The following is a 17,231-nucleotide window of genomic DNA, read 5'->3' on the forward strand; positions in this document are numbered from 1 at the left end:
AAGCGACGCGCCGGGGCGCCGGATGCCCGCCGGGTCGGGCGCGGCGGTTGCGGGCGACCGTCCCGGTGGTCAGTGGAGGCGCCGGCTGACGCGGATGATCTCCTCGTCGGAGGCGAGGATCTCGTGCTGGAAGCCATGGCGTTGGGCGAGCGCGAGCATGCCGCCGTTGTGGCGCAGCACCTCGCCAAACAGTTCGCGCAGGCCGGCGTTGCGGGCCGAGTCGATGACGGCCTCCATCAGGAGGCTGCCCACGCCGCGGCCCTGCCAGGCGTCACTGATGACCACGGCGAATTCCGCGCTCTCGCCGTCGGGTTCGGTGGTGTAGCGGGCGACGCCGACCTGCACCTCCCGGCCCGTGTGGTGGTCGACCGCGATGAAGGCCATCTCGCGGTCGTAGTCGATCTGGGTGAAGCGTACGAGCATCTCGGGCGTGAGTTCGTCCATCGAGCGCATGAACCGGAGATAGCGGGACTTCTCCGACAGGCTGCGCACGAATTCCTGCTCGATGGCAGCGTCCTCGGGCCGGATCGGCCGGAGCTCGAGTTCATGGCCGTCGCGGGTGGTGACCTTCCGGGCCATGTGGCCGGGATAGGGGTGGATGGCCATGTGCGCGTAGTCACGGCCGTCGTGCGCGGGATCGGCCAGTTCGATACGGGCGTCCACGGCCATCACGCCGTTCTCGCCGGCCTGCAGGGGGTTGATATCCAGCGCCGCGAGTTCGGGCAGCTCGCAGGCCATCTCCGAGACCCGGAGCAGGACCTGTTCCACCGCGCCCTCGCGCACCGGGGGCGCGCCGCGAAAGGTGCCAAGGGTGCGCGCAGCACGAGTCTGCGCCATCAGGCGCCGGGCCAGCGAGGGGTTCAGCGGCGGCAGGGCGACGGCCTGGTCGCCGATGACCTCCACCGCGGTCCCGCCCAGTCCGAAGGCGATTACCGGGCCGAACACCGGGTCGCGCGAGATCCCCACCAGCAGTTCGCGAACATGCCCGACCTCGGCCATGCGTTCCACGCTCACGCCTTCAACCTCGACCTCCGGGAATTGCTCGTGGATCTGGTCGAGCATCTCCTGGGCCTGCTGGCGCACGGCCTGCACGCTGCGCAGGTTGAGTCGTACACCGCCGAAGTCGCTCTTGTGGGTGAGGTCGGGCGCACTGATCTTGAGCGCGACCGGGAAGCCCAGGGTTTCGGCGGCCAGCATCGCGTCGGCCGGGTCGTGGGCGAGGATGCTGGGACTGCAGGGGATGTGGAAGGCGGCCAGCACGGCCCGGGACTCGCGCATGCTCAGGACCCTGCGGCCCTGGCTACGTGCGTGTTGCAGGATCAGGCGCGCGCCCTCGATATCCGCGGGCTGGTCATCGCTGCGGGGTCCGGGGACCTGCAGCAGCATGCGCTGGTTGCGTCGGTGTTCGATCAGCCAGGCGAAGGTCTCGACCGCGCCTTCGGGCGTGCGGAACTGGGGGATCCCTTCCGCGTCGAAGCGATTCCGTGCGCGGGCCACCAGCGGGTCGCCCATCCAGCAGGCCAGCACCGGCTTGTGGCTTTTGCGGGCCTGTTCGATCACGGCCTCGGCACAGGCGTCGGGGTCGGTCATGGCCTGCGGGGTGAGCAGGACGCTCGCCATGTGAACCCCGGGGTCCGCGAGCACGATGCGCAGGGCTTCGCCATAGCGTTCGGGGGTGGCGTCGCCGAGGATGTCCACCGGGTTGCCATGCGACCAGTGGGCGGGCAGCAGGGCGTTGAGCGCCTCCAGTGTGCCGTCGGTCAGCGTGGCCAGGTTCAGGCCGAGGTCGGCGGCCCGGTCCACGGCCATCACGCCGGGTCCGCCGCCGTTGGTGAGGATGGCGAGATCCTCGCCGCGCAGGCGCACGCCGCTGGCCAGTGTCTGGGCTGCGGAAAACCACTGCGACACGCGCTCCACCCGGACCACGCCGGCGCGCTGCAGGGCCGCGTCGAACACCGCATCGGAGCCCATCATCGCCCCGGTATGGGTGGCGGCCGCCTGGGCGGTGGCCGCATGGCGAGCGGACTTGAGGACTACCACGGGCTTCATGCGCGCGGCGGCGCGCAAGCCCGACAGAAAGCGCCGCGTGTGGCGGATGCCCTCGACGTACAGCAGGATGCCCTGGGTCTCGGGGTCCACCGCGAGGTAGTCCAGCAGCTCGCCGAAGTCGACGTCTGCGGCGTCGCCGGTCGAGGCCACGCTGGAAAACCCGATGCCGGTGGGCTCCGCCCAGTCCAGGACGGCGGTGATCAGCGCCCCGGAGCTGGAGATCAGCCCGAGCTTGCCGGGCAGCGCCTGGTTGTGGCTGAAGGTCGCGTTGAGCCCGATGCCCGGGCGCATGATGCCCAGGCAGTTGGGGCCGATCAGGCGCATGCGGTAACGCTGCGCGATCTCGACGCATTCCTGCTGCAGGCGTTCGCCCTCTCGGCCGGCTTCGGCGAAGCCGGCCGAGAGGATGACGGCGCCGCGCAGGCCCGCCTCGCCACAGTTGCGCAGGATGCCGGGGACGGCCCGAGCCGGGGTGGCGATCAGCGCCAGGTCCACCATGTGCTCGCCGGGTTTCAGCTCGGGCACGCAGTGCAGGCCCTGTACCTCGGCGTATTTGGGATTTACCGGGAGCAGGGTGCGCTTGAAGCCGGCCGCCAGGAGGTTGGCCAGCACCGTGCGGCCGACGCTGCCCTCGCGTTCGGATGCGCCGAACACGGCGACACCGCGCGGATTGAACAGCTTGTCCAGGATATGGGTTCCCATGCATGCTCTCGGTTATGACGTGCCAAGTGTCTTCATAACATGAATCTAGCGTTCTTCTCGCCGGACGCCGGCCTTGAGCACGACAATGGTCCCGGCCACCCGGAATGTCCGGAGCGGCTGAGCGCAATCCGTGACCAGCTGGTGGCCAGCGGGCTGGATCCGTGGGTCCTGCATCGCGAGGCGTTCCCGGCGACGCGGGCGGACCTGCGCCGGGTTCACACACGCGACTTTATCGACACCATCCAGCAGCACGTCCCGGAAGGGGGGCGGGTGATGCTGGATGGCGACACGGCCCTGTCGCCGGGGAGTCGCGAGGCCGCGTTGCTGGCGGCCGGCGCGGGCATTGGCGCGGTGGACTGGGTTATGGGGGCGGCGAACCGGCGGGCCTTCTGCGCGGTGCGGCCGCCGGGGCACCACGCCCGTGCCGACCGGGCGGCCGGGTTCTGCCTGTTCAACAACGTGGTGATTGCCGCCCGCCATGCACAGGAGCGCCATGGTGTGGGGCGCATCGCCATCGTCGACTTCGACGTGCACCATGGCGACGGCACCGAGTCCCTGGTGGCGGGTGATGACGCCATCCTGTTCGCTTCCGCCTTCGAGCATCCGGCTTATCCCGGGTCGGGCATCCCGCCGCTGGCCGACAACTGCCTGAATGTCCCGGTACCCGGCGGATCGTCGGGGGAGCAGTGGCGCGACGCGGTGGCTGGGGCCTGGTTCGATGCGCTGGACGCCTTTGCCCCGGAACTCGTGCTGATCTCCGCCGGATTCGATGCCCATCGCGAGGACGAACTCTCGCGCCTGTTGCTGGCCGAGGATGACTACGCCTGGATCACTCGTGAGCTGGTGGCCCTGGCCGAGCGTCACGCCGATGGGCGCGTGGTCTCCATGCTGGAGGGTGGCTACGCCCTGAGCGCCCTGGGACGCAGTGTGGTGGCGCATATGCGTGTCCTTGGTCCGTTCTGAGCAGGCCCGCGCACACTTCTGACCCGTAGCGGGGCGAGGGGCGGGGCCATCGGCACGCGAGTCCCTGCCTCGGTGACTTCGGGTGAACGATGCGCCCGGCGCGGTTCATCGGAATCAGTGAAGTGGTGGGTGCTTCCGAAACATCAGGTGGAGGACATGCCCCTTGGCCGCGTTGCGAGTCTTTTTCGTGGGGCGGGGGGCTCCTGCTGGGCCTTGTGCACAGGTGACTCGCCGCTGGCGGTTGCGCTGTGGGTCGGCTGGTCGGCCGGAGTGCGGGCGGCAATGGCGCTTTTCAGGGTTTGCAGCGTTAACTCTGGATCGGTTTGCCATTGGGGGTGCCTGGGCGTCCGGGCGTGGCTGCGGCGCCCTGCGCTGGACGGTAATGCCTTCGAGGCAGGCCTCCAGGATCAGGTTCCGGATGGTTTCGTGGACGGTGTCGCGGCTATGCGGGCCGCAGCAATCGGTCGGGGCAATGATGCCCGAGTCCAGCAGATCCCGGAGTTCCTGCCCGCGCCACTCGGCCACGACCCGGCGGGAGTGATCGTCGATGATCCGCAGCGAGGGGTCGGGGTTTTCAAGCCATGCGTCGAGGGTGAACATGTTAACTCCTTGCAAACGAGAACGATTCGCATTTATGTTCCTCGAAGGGGAGGCGGGAGTCAAGCAATGAATCGCAGTTTTTGCGGCAAGATGCGGATCCTGTGATCGCTCCGCGTCTCCCGGGCTTCTTTTGGAGCTATGGGATGGTGTTCGATCAGGGGTGGTCGAGCCGCACGAGCAGGCGTCGGGCATTGTCCGCCAGTGGCGGTGAGCGATGGACCGCCCCCAGGCCTGCGCAAGTGGGTGAGCGCTCGCCTTTCATGAGGATGACGGCCCCGGTATCCAGCGTCACCGGCGGATGCCCCCCGAGAACGCCCTCGTTGTCGCCACAACGCAGCCGGTCCCGGTTCACGTAGCGATCGTCTGCATATTCGGTCCCGGGTCCGGTGTAGCTGCAGACCATCCGCAGGACGTTGTTGTCGACATGGAACATCGGACACGGTTGACCGTGCAGAACCTCGAGCTGGATGCGAACGCTGAGCGCGTGGGCGGCCACCGCGAAGTTGTGTGCCAGCCGCTCGAGGTCGTATGCCAGACGGTGGACCCTGAACGGGGACAGGGCGGTGTGCTCCAGAAGCCGTTCACGCACTTGGTCTGGCCGGCAGCAGGTGTTCAGGACCATGTCGCTTTCACTTGCGGCTAGTGCGCGGGCCTGCTCCTGCAACGGTGCATTCATGCACCGCCGCCATATGAGGGCATTCACATCGTTGCGGTGAATGCCCTTGAGCTCGGCAGCCCGGTCAACAAAGCGGTGCCGCGAACGCGCCGCGGCTGGTGGCGAGGTTTGAGTAGCCGTCATGCGGGAACGTCCGACCGAGTGTCGCTGGCGGCCGGGGCTTCCGCCTCGCGCTCCGCGGCCTCGGGCCCCAGGTGCCAGACCGGGAAGGGGTCCGCGTAGCTCAGCCAGCGTTCTGGACCGGCTGTCATCTCGTCGTCCGTCAGGAGACATGCGTCGAGACGCTTGCGCATCGCATCCGCGTCCATGTGGATGCCGATCAGCACGATTTCCTGGCGCCGGTCGCCGAAATGTTCATCCCAGACGGGAGCGATTGCGGTTGCCCACCAGTCTTCGTCGGTCGGACGCTTTTCGGGGGGTACGGAGGCCCACCAGAACCCCGCGGCGTGGTGAGTCAGCGCGCCGCCAGCCTGAGACAGGGTGCCGACCCAGTCGGGGCGCGAGGCCAGCCAGAACCAGCCCTTGCTGCGGATGATGCCGGGCCACTCCTCGTGCAGGAGGGCGAAGAAGCGCTCCGGGTGGAACGGCCGATTGACGCGGTAAACGATGCTGGAGATGCCGTATTCCTCGGTCTCCGGGGTATGTCCACCCATCATTTCCTGGGCCCAGCCGGCGGCCTGGGAGGCGCGGTCGAAATCGAAACGCCCGGTGCCCAGCAGTTGCTGCGGCGATACCTTGCCGTGGGTGGTCTCGATGACCTTGGCTTCGCGGTTTAGGGCGCGCACCACACCGCGCACGGTATCCACCTGATCCGCCGAGGCACGGTCCATCTTGTTGAGGATGATTACGTCCGCGAACTCGATCTGGTCCACCAGCAGGTCGACCACCGTACGTTCGTCGTCTTCACCCAGGGACTCGCCGCGCTCGCCCAGGAAGTCGCTGGAGGCGTAATCCTGCAACAGCGCGCCGGCGTCCACGACCGTCACCATGGTGTCCAGACGCGCCACGTCGTCCAGGCACTGGCCATCCTCGTCGCGGAAGGCAAAGGTGGCGGCCACCGGCATGGGTTCGGAGATGCCGGTGGACTCGATCACGAGGTGATCGTACTGGCCGGATTCGGCGAGACGGCGAACCTCGACCAGGAGGTCGTCGCGCAACGTGCAGCAGATACAGCCGTTGGTCATCTCGACCATGCGGGCGTCGGTGCGGGTAACCGCATCCTGACCGCCACGGATCATGGCGCTATCGATATTCACCTCGCTCATGTCGTTGACGATCACGGCGACGCGCAGGCCTGCCTGATTGTGCAGGATATTGTTTAGCAGGGTGGTCTTGCCGGCTCCGAGAAAGCCGGAAAGGACGGTAACGGGCAGACGTTTCATGGTGCCTCCTGATATTCGGTTGCGGGCAGTGTTCGGGGCTATCGGCTGTAGACGTGTTCGGTCTTTTCCTGGCGTTCCTTGACCTCGATGCAGAGGGTCGCCGTCGGGCGTGCCAGCAGGCGGGGCAGACCGATCGGTTCGCCGCTTACCTCGCAGTAGCCGTAATCGCCGGTTTCGACGCGGAACAGGGCCGCATCGATCTTTCGGAGTAGGCGGCCTTCGCGCTCCTGCACCCGCATCGACAGAAGACGCGACTCCTCCATTGCCGCCCGGTCGAGCTCGTCCGGGGTGCGTTCGTTGTCGCGCAGTCCGTCCCGGGCGCCCTCCATGTCGGCCAGGATCTCCTCGCGCATGTCGAGCAGGCGCTCGCGGAAGTACGCAAGCTGGGCCTCGTTCATGTAGGCCTCGTCAGGCATGGCCAGCAGTTCGTCACGGGTCATGGGGTTCCGTCGGTTGCGCGTGGGATGTTATACCATAACGTTTCGATTGAGCCCCGACAACACGGATCGGCCACCGTCCTGTGATGGGGTCGACCCGCCTGCAACAAGGTGTCTTATGTCCTCTAAATGTGTGTCTCCGGTCTCGCCGGATAGGGAAACCTCCGCGCCGGATCCGCTACCGGATATTGCCGCGTCGGCTGCTACGCACGCCTCCGCGCTCGACTGGGTGGGTATGGAAGACATCACCCTTCCGCTGTATCTGACCGGCCAGCCAGTGATCGCCCGGGCTAGCGCGGGAGTGAGCCTCGACGACGCGGGCGCGCGCGGCATCCATATGTCACGGCTCTACGGGGCCCTACGGCAGCTGGAGTCCCGCGAGTTGGACGTTGCGCGCCTGTGTGGCGTGCTCGAGGCGTTTCTGGCTTCGCACGATGGTCTGTCCAGCGTGGCCGAGGTCCGTCTTGCCGGGGAGCTGCCGCTGGAACGGCCGGCCCTGGTCAGTGCCGCCGCGGGCTGGAAGCGCTACCCGTTCCGGATCGCTGCACGCAGCGAGTCCGGGGCGGTGTCCCTGGAGCTGGAGGTTCAGGTGGGCTATTCCTCCACCTGTCCCTGCTCCGCCGCCCTGGCGCGGCAGGCGATCCAGGAACAGTTCGACCGCGACTTCACACGCTCGGCCGTGGATGCGGCAACCGTGCGCGAATGGCTGGGCCGGGCCGAGGGCATTGTCGCGACGCCCCATAGCCAGCGCAGCGAGGCAACCGTCACGGTCGGTCTGGATCCGCTGGTATCGAGGTTGCCCCTGCCCGACCTGATCGATCGCGTCGAACAGGCGCTGGGCACCGCCCTGCAGACCGCGGTAAAGCGTATCGACGAGAAGGCCTTCGCGCTCGCCAACGGCCGCAACCTGATGTTCTGCGAAGACGCCGTACGGCGCCTGGACAGCACCCTGCGCCCGGAGTACTCCGCCCGCGGCTATCGCATCCAGGTTCGCCACCGCGAGAGCCTGCATGCACACGACGCCGTGGCGCGGGTCGTGCGTCTGCCGTCAGCGGAACGCTGAAGCAGCCAGTCGGACCGTGGACCGCCACAAGGCGGTGGGGTTGGTCAGGCATCTGCCACGTCGCTTTTCGGCAAGTGTGTGGACACGTAAAAAAGCCGCCGGATACGCAATCCGGCGGCAATGCTTACGGAGGTTGGAGAGACCAAAGGCAGGAAGTCACCGTTCGTCCTGGCGACACACAGCTGTCCGGGCTGCGCATCTAAATGAGAATCATACGCACTTGCGGTGCATTGTCAAACGGACTGAGGCCTGTTCGGGCCCAGGGGGACGATGGCGTAGCCCGTGCTACGGCCCGGACGGCACTGACTGCGGGGTGCCTGCCGCGTCGGGCAGGCTGCGATGCCGGTCGGCCATCGGCTCGGCCGCGATCAGGTAATCCGCCCCGTGCCGGAGGCCCTCCTTGCTTCGGGCCAGCGGCAGGGCGGTTTCCCGCAGCGCCTCGATCTTCTGGTGCATGGCCTTTGCCAGGCTATCGTCATTGAAGTGCGACAGCTGGCGCAGGCACAGGTCGAGCTGGCCGTTGACGAAGCGCTCGCGGTAGTGAATCGGGAAATAGCGGACATCCAGAACCCGGAAGCCGGCGATCCCGAGATGGCGCATGACCCAGGACGAAGGGTATTCGCGATAGGGGCGGTTCCCCGCGAGCAGCAGGCAGGCATCCCGCAGGCGACCGATTTCGCGCACGATGCGGTCGGACTCGGTCTTGGGTTCGGTCATTACATAGGGTTCCACGCCGACGAGATACAGCCGCTCGCCCACGTGGGGTCGCAGCCGGTGCAGTGCGCGGTCCTGCCAGTAGGGGGCGAAGCCTTCGATCGCGCCGATGAAGTAGTCGAGCAGGACGGTATCGAAGCGTTCACCAAACAGCAGCTGCTCCGACATCCAGTTGCCGACCATGATGCGGTCCTGGCGGCGACGGGCCGTGCCCGCTGCCTTCTTCACGGTCGTCGCCATCTGATTGGAGGCAGTTACGGCCGTCCAGCGCTCGGTGTCCAGGCCACATATCCATTCGACCGACTTCCGCCCGGTTCCGGCATCCAGAAAACTGCCCCAGGGACGCTCACCCTGGAGCTTCTCGATCGCCTGGAAGATCGGCGAATCCGCTGCCTTGGCGGTCGATGAAGTCGTGTGGGAGCTTTTCTTGTGCGTAGTTTTGAGAGGCATTTTTCAACTCCTGGGTCGGCCCTCGAATTGAATAGGCCGAGGGCCGTCAGTTCAGCGCCAGATCGCGACCATGCGGGCGACGAGAGCGAGTACGACGTTCACCAGTACGAGTACCGGGGCGAAGGGCTGGTCCAGCGGGAGGCTTAGACTCCAGGCGATCAGGAATCCTGCCAGGGCGAGCGACTGCGCCCACAGGAAGTGGCCGCGAAGGTCGCGCGCCAGATGGGCGGCGCCCCAGGCTGGGAGCAGCAGGCTGGCTAGCGCGGCTGGCAGGCCCAGGACCATGCTGCCGAGCACGATCGCCGCCACCAGCCAGGCAATCTCCGTCAGGCGCAGCCATGCTGCCGGGGCGCGCTTGGCGGGCACGTCGGGGGCGAGCTGAGCATGGCGCCATACCTTCAGCAAGCCGGGTACTAACATGAGACTGGCGAGTGCCAGTGCCGCAACAGCCCAGAGTTCCTGCGGTCCCGCGAAGTACAGCTGACCCTCGGCCCAGGCCGCGGCGGCGAGGCTGGCCTGCGAGAAATTGGCCGCGAGCAACGTGACCGCGGCCAGTCCGGCTAGGAAAACGGCAAGCGGTAGACGCTCGCGGTCCGGAGTGCGTTGCAGCAGCGCCATTACGCCAGCGCCTAGGGCCAGTGCCACGGGCAGTACCGGCCAGTGCAGCACGGAGGCCAGGACCCCGCCGGCCGCCGCCCATTGGCCAAGTGCCAGTGCCTGCCAGACTGAGCCGCGCAGGAACAGCCCGGCTCCGGCCAGCGCGAGTACAGCCGTGACCAGCAGCCCGGCGACGAACGGAACGAGCAGGAGGTCACCCAGCATCGAAGTAGCCCTCTAGTGGGTGGTTCTCCACGCCGATGGCTCGCAGGAAGTCATCATCGTGGCTGGTCATGACCAGTGTCGCGTTGGCTGGAAGTGCGGCGATCAGGTCGACGGCGTCACCCCGCACCTCGGCGTCAAGGTGGTTGGCCGGCTCGTCCAGCAGGACCAAGCGCTCACGTGACGGTTGTGCGCTGCCGCTGTGCAACGCGGCGGCGAGACGCAGGAGTTGCCACTGACCGCCGCTCAGGCGGTCGAGCCGGCGATCGAGCAGTGCCTGTATGCGGGGTTGATCCGGAGTATTTGCCCCCATCGCCCGGAACCAGTCGTGTCCGGACAAGGGCCAAGGCTGTCGCCGGGGATGGTCCTGTCCCAGCAAGCTGACATCAACATTGGGTGCGAGGTGCAGCCGGCCGCCATGCACCCGTGCCTGGCCCGTAACGGCCTTCAGTAGCAGGGATTTGCCAACGCCATTGGGGCCGGTCAAGGCCCAGCGCGCACCATTGGGTATATCAACTGACAATGGCCCCAGCACCGGACGATCAAATCCGAGCCGGGCGGACTGCACGCTCAGGATGGCAGGGGTGGCGTTCGGCGGCATGTGGGCTCGACAGAGTTGGGAAGGCGCAAATGATAACGGACCCGGAAAGTGACTTTCCGGGTCCGAACCTTCAGCAGGCTTGTGCCGGCAGGTTACCGCTGGGGCAGGCTTTGCGCCCAGGTGGTCATCAGATCCAGATAACCCTCCAGCGCCGAATCGGCGGGCGGATCCAGCGGCACGGCATGGGTGGGCCAGCCGAGATTGCGCTCCAGGAACTCGGCGCCGCGCGGCGGCTGGAATTCGGCGTACAGGACGGTGCCCTCGGTGCCTTCGAGATCACTGACCAGGCTGCGCAGGTGGCGCGCGGTCGGCGGGATGCCCGGGGCGGGTTCGAGGTAGCCGACGATCTCCACCGGCAGCCATTCTTCCAGGTAGTCGAGATCCTCGTGATACACCACGATGCGCTGATCCGGTTCTACCTGTTCGGCCAGGGCCTCGGCATGTTCGCGCAGGCGTTCGGCGGTACGTTCGGCGCGCTCCATGAAGGTGTCGGCTTGGTCGGGGCGGAGCTCGCCCATGCGCGCGCCCAGGGCTAGAGCGAGTTCGGCCATACGCAAAGGATCGGCGTTGAAGTGTGGGTTACCCTCTTCATGCACGTGGCCCATGTTCGGTCCGTCCATGGTGATGGAGCGGCGCAGTTCGATCATGTCCGCCGATCGGAAGTGCCCCGGTTGGCCGGAGTTGATGGCGCGGTTGCTGGCGCCACGCTGGGCGGCCGGCAGCCAGCCTTCCTCCAGGCCGGCGCCGATCTCGAGCAGCATGTCGGCCCGGCGCAGGGCGGCCATGAAGCTGGGGCGGGCGTCGAGGTAATGGGCATCGCGGTCCGGCGGTGCGAGCACGCGGACCTCGGCCTCGTCGCCGCCAATCTCGCGGGCCAGGGCGCCCAGGGTGGAGGTGGTGGCGACGATGTTCAGTCCGGCGGCGGCCTGCGACGGCAGCAGGATGAGGGTAAGCGCCGCCACCGAGGCAACAGCGGCGAGCGTACGGGTGATACGGGTGCGAGTCTTGCTAAAAAACATGCGGGACTCCTGGTGATAACGGGATACGGATGGGGTCGGCAGGGCATCAACGGTCCTGCCGACCCTGAACAAGGCAATACGGATCAGAAGCGGTGGGCGCCGTGGGCGCCGAGGGCCACGTTCAGCTGCAGCATGAACTCCAGGCCACGGTCGCGATGGCCGTCGTCATCGATGAAGTCGTTCTGCGACAACTGAGCCCGGAGGAACACCGGCTCCACCGGGCGGAAGGTCACCTGGGCGGAGTGGCGATAGGAGGTGCCGAAGGATGGGGTGGCGAACTGACGGACTCTATTCTGATCGCGTTCGTTACCGGGCAGTCCGTCGTTGGTCAGGCCAAGGGCCTCGGCGCGCAGGCCAGCTTCCCAGCGTGGTGCGAAGCCGTATACCGCTTGCAGATACAGACCATCCTGCTTGGCCTTGCTGCTGCCTACGGCATTATCTGCGATCGTGGTCTGATCCTGTCGACGCTGATAGTCGACGTCGATCTCGCGGTAGAAGTACTCGCCTTGTACGCGCCAGTCACCATGACCGTAGGCACGGCCGGAGCTGTACTTGTAGACCGCATCCAGTCCAGCGAACCATGCATCGCCGTCCCATTCTTCAAGGCCGGATCCGTGTTCGGTTTCCTGCTGCCAGGTGCGGGCGTAGCCGCCGGAGATGCCGAATTGCGCGGCGTGATCGGGACCCAGATCCGGTCCGAATTTGGCGAAGGCCGTGATCAGGCGCGGCCCGGATACATTGGAAAACGAGGAATTGATCTCGTCTCCCGCGTTAGTGGTGTGGGAGCCGCCGGAACCCTGATAGGGGATGAAACTGTCGTCGCCCTGAAGGAGCTCGATGCCCAGTTGGGTGTAGGTCGCGGTGGGGGCGAGCCAGGTAGCTTGTACGCCGGTTTCCTGCAGGCCATGGTCACCGAACAGGTATTCATTGACCAGCGGGCGGTCGACGAAGTCCCAGTCGTGCCCGTGGCGGCTGTTGATGTAGCCGATGTCGGACAGGAATTTACCGGCCTTGACCTGGAAACCGCCGGGCAGGGCACGGGTGGTCAGGTAGGCCTCCTCGACCTCGATATCGCTGTCGTCAAAGCCCAGAATCAGGACGCCGTCGAACAGGTCGCCCAGTTGCGCGTTCAGTGCGAGCTCGGAATGTCCCATGTTGAAGCCGTCGTCGAAGCCATGATCGTGGTCATGGCCATGGTCATGACCGTGGTCGTGGCCATCGCCGAAGCCGGCGGGCGAATCGTTACCGTGCGAAAGCTCGTTGTAGTAGACGCCCTCGAGAATCAGGGACACATCCAGGCCCCAGGACGAGTTGTCGTCACCGGCGGTCCATTGCGCCGCAGCGGCTCCGGGGGCGGCGAGGGTCAGGGCGGTCAGGCCGGCGAGGACCGGGCGGGAGTACGGAGTGCGAGGCATTTTGGGCTCCTGGTTGCGCGGCAGTCTGCTGTTCTGGGCAGTGCCAATCAACGAAAATGGACTGTTATAGCGTAACGAAACGTTAATAAACGTTATACAATAACAATTCGCGATTCAACCCTAATCTTGCGAGCCGGTGCGGTGCCGGTCAGTCGCGTGGAAGGCCAGCGAGGGCGAAGGCGTTGCGCCAGGGTTCCAGCTTCTCGGTCAGGCTGAGGCGGGCGTTGGCGGGGCTGGTGGAGGGCAGGCGCAGGGCCTCGACGCCCAGGGCGCGGGTCTCGCGGATGCGCCGCGCGCTCTCGGCGCCGTTGTGGACGATCACGCGCAGGCCCGGGGCCTCGCGGGTCAGGCGGGCGAGATCGTTGGGGACCGGGGCGCGGATGGCGCTGTCCAGGCTCCCCTCGCGCGAGCAGGCCCCGTAGACGTCCCAGAGGCCCACGCCGTGGTCGAGCAGGCGCTCGATGCGCTCGGGGTAATCCATTTCCGGGAAGGGGGCGCCCAGGATCTGCCCGACAATCGGCCAGAACTGGTTGCGCGGGTGGGCGTAGTAGGCCTGGGCCTCCAGCGAGGCGACGCCGGGAAAGCTGCCCAGCACGATCAGGCGGGTGTCCGCACGCAGGATGGGCGGGAACGCCTCGAGGGTCGGTGCGACGGCGGTCATTGGAGGGCGGGGTTCAGGGTGGGCTGTGCAGACGCGCGGCGTCAGGCGCGGTCCTGCTGACCCCGGCGGCAGTCCCCGCACTGGCCATGCAGCTCCACCATGCGCGAGTCGATGGCGAAGTCCTGGGCCTCGGCCTCGTGCTCCAGCGCCTGGCTGGCCGGCTCCGGGGTGTGGAACTCGGTGATCTGGCCGCAGCCGTCGCAGATCATCAGGGCCGACTCGTGGCGCTCGCCGGGGTGCGAGCAGGCGACGAAGCCGTTGAGGCTCTCGATACGGTGGATCAGGCCCTGTTCCAGCAGAAAGGCCAGGGTGCGGTACACGGTTGGCGGCTTGATGCTGTGATCATCGGAGGACAGCGCGTGGATCAGGTCGTACGCCTTGATGACGCCCTCAGTGCGCAGGATCTGCTCCAGGATGCGCCGGCGCTGCTCGGTCAGGCGTGCACCACGGGTGGCGCAGACGCGTTCGGCGTCGGCCAGGGCCTGTTCGATGTCCGGCGTCTTGGTCTCGGCGGCGGCAGTCATGCGCCTAGGATAGCCCAAACGATCACGGTGCCCGTAACCGCCTCGCTGATCAGGCGGGTTCGGCGGCGCGGGTGGTTTCGGTGTCGGGCTCGGTTGGATGGGTCGCCTCGGGGCGCGCGAAGACCTCGGCGGACCACCGGGCGCGTTCGGCGGCCGGCTCGATGTCGCGGGCCACCATGTGTGCATCCACCGCGAGGATGCGGTGGTCCAGGCCTTCGCCGTTGGCGATCTGGATGGCGAGCCCGGGCCGGGCGTTGAGTTCCAGGATCAGCGGCCCGCGGTCGGCATCGATCACCACGTCTACCCCCAGGTAGCCGAGTTGGCTCAGTTCAAAGCAGCCAGCGGCCAGTTCCATCAGCTGGCCCCAGCCGGGTATTTGCAGGCCAACGATGCTTTTTTCGCTGTCGGGGTGTTCGCGGCAGGGCTTGTTGTAGCGCACGCCGCCGATGGTGCGGCCGGAGCCGAGGTCGATGCCCGTGCCCACGGCACCCTGGTGCAGATTGGCCTTGCCGTCGGAGTCCTGGGTTGGCAGGCGCATCATCGCCATCACGGGGTAGCCGCGGTAGACCACGGTACGGATATCCGGCACGCCCCGGTGCGAGACCTCATCGAAGATCGAGGAGAAGCGCACCCGCTGCTCGATCATGGCGGCATCCGGTCGGCCACCCAGGCTGTACATGCCCGAGAGGACGTTGGCGATGTGATCGTCCAGTTCGCTCAGCTCCATGGCGCGGCCACCGGCCCGACGAGGCCGATCGCCGCGCCAGCCGTCGATCACCAGAATGCCGTCGCCGGCCGCGCCGTGGGCCGGCTTGATGACGAAGCCGTCTTCATAGCTCCGCAGCTGCTTCCGCACGTCGCGAATCTGGCGCAGGGTGCGTACGACGCCGTACAGATCCGGCACCGAGAGCCCGGCATCCAGGGCGAGTTGTTTGGTCTGCAGCTTGTCATCCACCCGCGGGTAGAATCGCCGTGCGTTCCAGGCGGCTATATAGCGGGCATTGCGGGCGTTCATGCCGACGATGCCCTGTTCCTTCAACAGTTTCGGGCGCACGAAGCGCGGCAGCCAGGTCGGCATTAGTCGGTCCTCCGCATCGCATCCTGGATGCGTCCGAAGCGGAATAGCTCGCTGAGCCTGTAGCCGGTGTAGCGTCCCAGCAGCAGGGTCATGGCCAGCAGGACCAGCAGCAATTCCGGGAACACGAACAACAGGTGTTCCAGCTGGCGGTTGGCCATCAGCCCGTAGGCCGCGGCCGCGACGGCCAGGCTGCCAATTCCCTGGGTGATGGCATCGGCGGGGCCGTGTTCTTCCCAGACCACCGACATGCGCTCGATGGTCATGGCGAGGATGACCATCGGGAACAGTGACAGCGCCAGGGCGCGTTCGAAGCCGAGCTGGTGCGACAAGATGCTGATGCCGAGCATGAGCATAATGACCACGCTGACCACTGCCGCCAGGCGCGGGACCAGTAGCAGTCTGAGGTGCTCGAGGTAGAAGCGCACCACGAGACCCAACGACACGATCAGCGTGAACAGGATGATCCCGGCCAGCAGCTGGGTCTCGCGGAAGGACAGCGCGATCAGCACTGGCATGAAGGTGCCGAAGGTCTGCACGCCGATCACGTTGCGCAGGAATACGATGATCATCGCGCCCAGCGGCACCATCAGCAGCACCCGGTAGGTGTTCTGTGTGCCCAGCGGCAGGTTCAGGGTGGAGAAGTCGAGGAAGCGACTGTCCAGGGTGTCGCCGAAGCGCTGGATGGTCGCCAGGGCATCCTGCACCCCGCGGGCCACCGCAAAGCGCACCTCCGCGTTCTCGCCGTTGGATATCTCCAGGAGCGGGGCGTCGCCGTGCGACCAAACGGCCACGTCGGCGGGGTACTCGATTTCGCCATTCTCCGGGTCGATGGGCACCCAGCGCCGCGTGTTGTGAACCTCGAGCCAGGTCTGCGGCTCGATGTCGCGGCGCCCGTCGACCAGGCGCAGGGCGGTCACCTGCCGGGCCGGGATGCGCGCGGTGGCCAGCAGCTCGATCAGGGTCTCGGCCCGGCGGGCGCGATTGTCGTCGCTCTCGATAAACACGGCCGCATTGGAAGCCGGTGCGGCATTGGCGAGGTCATTGACCAGTACCGAGGCAAAACTCTGGATGTCCGAGGAGCGTCCGCGGACGTCATCGATCAGCGCCTCGGCGGCCGAACGGAAGGGTTCGGTCCAGTCGGGCACGGCCACTGGCCCCGGGTAGTCGGATTCCGAGCGGTCGTCTCCGTCACGGTAGAGCGTGGCGCGGTAGTACAGCACCTGTTCGCCGCGCGGCTGACGGGTTGTCCACTGGGCCAGGCGGTCCTCCGTCTGAAGGACGGTGTTCAGGCCGTAGCCGCGGGATACGAAGCCTTCGTCCAGGATGGAGAAATTCGGCAGGCGGTGTGGGATTCGAAGCTGCACCGTGGTGGCCTCGCCGGTGGCCTGAAAGCGCACGCGGGCCTCCACCTGCCAGGTCTCGGCGGTGGCGTCCGGCTGCAGGGGCATCCCCAGCGCGCTGACCTTGTAGGCGAAGACCCCGAGTCCGATCGCACTCAGCAGTACGATCAGGATCGGCAGGTGGAAGCGCCTCACTGGTCATCCGCCGCGCAATTGGGTGCGCGCAGATGTTCCTCCCCGGAGTCCACCAGGATGTGTCCGGCCATGTGGCTGCGCCCGATCAGGGCCTGGTAGGTCAGGGCCGTGCGGTCGATCAGGCTGGTGTCGGCGGTCAGGAGCTGGTCCCCGATGCAGAACTCCATTCGCACCACCGGACGCTCCTGCGAGTCTCCGCTGTGCCTGCGAATGCGCACGATGCGCTCGATGGGTCGCTCCAGGGTGATGCGTGCATCCTCGTCTTCCGGATCGATGATCTCGAAGCGGATCCAGTCCTCGCCGTCCCTCTCGAAGCGCTCCTTGTTCAGCGCGTTCAGCGAGGAGGAGGTGGCGCCGGTATCCATGCGCGCCTCCAGCGCAACACCTTCCTCGACGATCAGGACGTTCTCCACGACACCGAGGATGGCCAAGGAGGCCCCCGACTCGTGGGCCGCGGCGGATTGCGTCTGGACCGCCAGGCCAAGCAGCATGGTCAGCAGGATGGATTCGGTTAAGCTGGAACGACGGGTGGCTGGGGCAGTC

At 66.8% G+C, this 17,231-nt stretch carries 17 protein-coding genes; 2 read left to right on the plus strand and 15 right to left on the minus strand.

From position 1 onward, the window contains the following. Positions 1-69 precede the first annotated feature (69 nt). On the minus strand, positions 70-2,751 hold the full coding sequence (locus D573_RS0109630; protein WP_018938335.1) for a bifunctional acetate--CoA ligase family protein/GNAT family N-acetyltransferase: 2,682 nt from the start codon (positions 2,749-2,751) through the stop codon (positions 70-72). Between the two features lie 39 nt (positions 2,752-2,790). On the opposite strand from D573_RS0109630, the gene D573_RS0109635 reads away from it, so the two are divergent. Beyond that, entirely contained in the window at positions 2,791-3,714 is a 924-nt protein-coding gene (locus D573_RS0109635; protein WP_018938334.1) for a histone deacetylase family protein, read from the plus strand. 114 nt (positions 3,715-3,828) lie between these two features. Here D573_RS0109635 and D573_RS14305 read toward each other — a convergent pair whose 3' ends face one another. The 4 genes from D573_RS14305 to dksA form a co-directional block, all read right to left on the minus strand. After that, entirely contained in the window at positions 3,829-4,314 is a 486-nt protein-coding gene (locus D573_RS14305) for a hypothetical protein (RefSeq protein WP_081618756.1), read from the minus strand. Between the two features lie 154 nt (positions 4,315-4,468). Then, positions 4,469-5,113: a DUF1826 domain-containing protein gene (locus D573_RS0109640; protein WP_026287956.1), complete on the minus strand. Its 645-nt coding sequence runs from the start codon at positions 5,111-5,113 to the stop codon at positions 4,469-4,471. Beyond that, the gene (gene zigA, locus D573_RS0109645; RefSeq protein ID WP_018938332.1) at positions 5,110-6,372 is read right to left on the minus strand and encodes a zinc metallochaperone GTPase ZigA; all 1,263 of its coding nucleotides are present in this window, start codon (positions 6,370-6,372) and stop codon (positions 5,110-5,112) included. The genes D573_RS0109640 and zigA overlap by 4 nt, the downstream gene beginning before the upstream one ends. 38 nt (positions 6,373-6,410) lie before the next feature. After that, the gene (dksA, locus tag D573_RS0109650) at positions 6,411-6,812 is read right to left on the minus strand and encodes an RNA polymerase-binding protein DksA (RefSeq protein WP_018938331.1); all 402 of its coding nucleotides are present in this window, start codon (positions 6,810-6,812) and stop codon (positions 6,411-6,413) included. 115 nt (positions 6,813-6,927) lie between these two features. On the opposite strand from dksA, the gene folE2 reads away from it, so the two are divergent. Beyond that, entirely contained in the window at positions 6,928-7,872 is a 945-nt protein-coding gene (gene folE2, locus D573_RS0109655) for a GTP cyclohydrolase FolE2 (protein WP_081618757.1), read from the plus strand. Positions 7,873-8,157: 285 nt separating this feature from the next. Here folE2 and D573_RS0109660 read toward each other — a convergent pair whose 3' ends face one another. The 10 genes from D573_RS0109660 to D573_RS0109705 form a co-directional block, all read right to left on the minus strand. Further along, complete coding sequence (locus D573_RS0109660; protein WP_018938329.1) at positions 8,158-9,036, minus strand: hypothetical protein; 879 nt, start codon at positions 9,034-9,036, stop codon at positions 8,158-8,160. A 51-nt stretch (positions 9,037-9,087) separates the two neighbouring features. After that, entirely contained in the window at positions 9,088-9,858 is a 771-nt protein-coding gene (locus tag D573_RS0109665; protein ID WP_018938328.1) for a metal ABC transporter permease, read from the minus strand. Continuing rightward, positions 9,848-10,456 (minus strand): ATP-binding cassette domain-containing protein, encoded by a 609-nt coding sequence (locus D573_RS0109670; RefSeq protein WP_026287955.1) that lies wholly within the window; start codon positions 10,454-10,456, stop codon positions 9,848-9,850. Before D573_RS0109670 ends, D573_RS0109665 begins: the two co-directional genes overlap by 11 nt. Before the next feature lie 92 nt (positions 10,457-10,548). Then, positions 10,549-11,475 (minus strand): metal ABC transporter substrate-binding protein, encoded by a 927-nt coding sequence (locus D573_RS0109675; RefSeq protein ID WP_018938325.1) that lies wholly within the window; start codon positions 11,473-11,475, stop codon positions 10,549-10,551. An 83-nt stretch (positions 11,476-11,558) separates the two neighbouring features. Then, entirely contained in the window at positions 11,559-12,890 is a 1,332-nt protein-coding gene (locus D573_RS0109680) for a TonB-dependent receptor (RefSeq protein WP_018938324.1), read from the minus strand. 148 nt (positions 12,891-13,038) lie between these two features. Beyond that, positions 13,039-13,551 carry a DNA-deoxyinosine glycosylase gene (locus tag D573_RS0109685; protein WP_018938323.1) on the minus strand — a complete coding sequence of 171 codons (513 nt, stop codon included), beginning with the start codon at positions 13,549-13,551 and terminating at the stop codon, positions 13,039-13,041. A gap of 41 nt (positions 13,552-13,592) precedes the next feature. Continuing rightward, a complete protein-coding gene (locus tag D573_RS0109690; RefSeq protein WP_018144752.1) occupies positions 13,593-14,075 on the minus strand; it encodes a transcriptional repressor in 483 nt (160 codons plus the stop codon). 49 nt (positions 14,076-14,124) lie between these two features. Then, positions 14,125-15,153: an alpha-L-glutamate ligase-like protein gene (locus D573_RS0109695; RefSeq protein WP_018938322.1), complete on the minus strand. Its 1,029-nt coding sequence runs from the start codon at positions 15,151-15,153 to the stop codon at positions 14,125-14,127. Continuing rightward, positions 15,153-16,688 (minus strand): inactive transglutaminase family protein, encoded by a 1,536-nt coding sequence (locus tag D573_RS0109700; RefSeq protein WP_018938321.1) that lies wholly within the window; start codon positions 16,686-16,688, stop codon positions 15,153-15,155. Before D573_RS0109700 ends, D573_RS0109695 begins: the two co-directional genes overlap by 1 nt. Continuing rightward, positions 16,685-17,179, minus strand: coding sequence for an ATP-dependent zinc protease (locus D573_RS0109705; RefSeq protein ID WP_051076217.1), 495 nt, complete (start codon positions 17,177-17,179; stop codon positions 16,685-16,687). The genes D573_RS0109700 and D573_RS0109705 overlap by 4 nt, the downstream gene beginning before the upstream one ends. Between the last annotated feature and the right edge of the window lie 52 nt (positions 17,180-17,231).

Origin of the sequence: Thioalkalivibrio sp. AKL9, from assembly GCF_000377825.1 — a bacterium.
GTDB classification, from domain to species: Bacteria; Pseudomonadota; Gammaproteobacteria; order Ectothiorhodospirales; family Ectothiorhodospiraceae; genus Thioalkalivibrio; species Thioalkalivibrio versutus.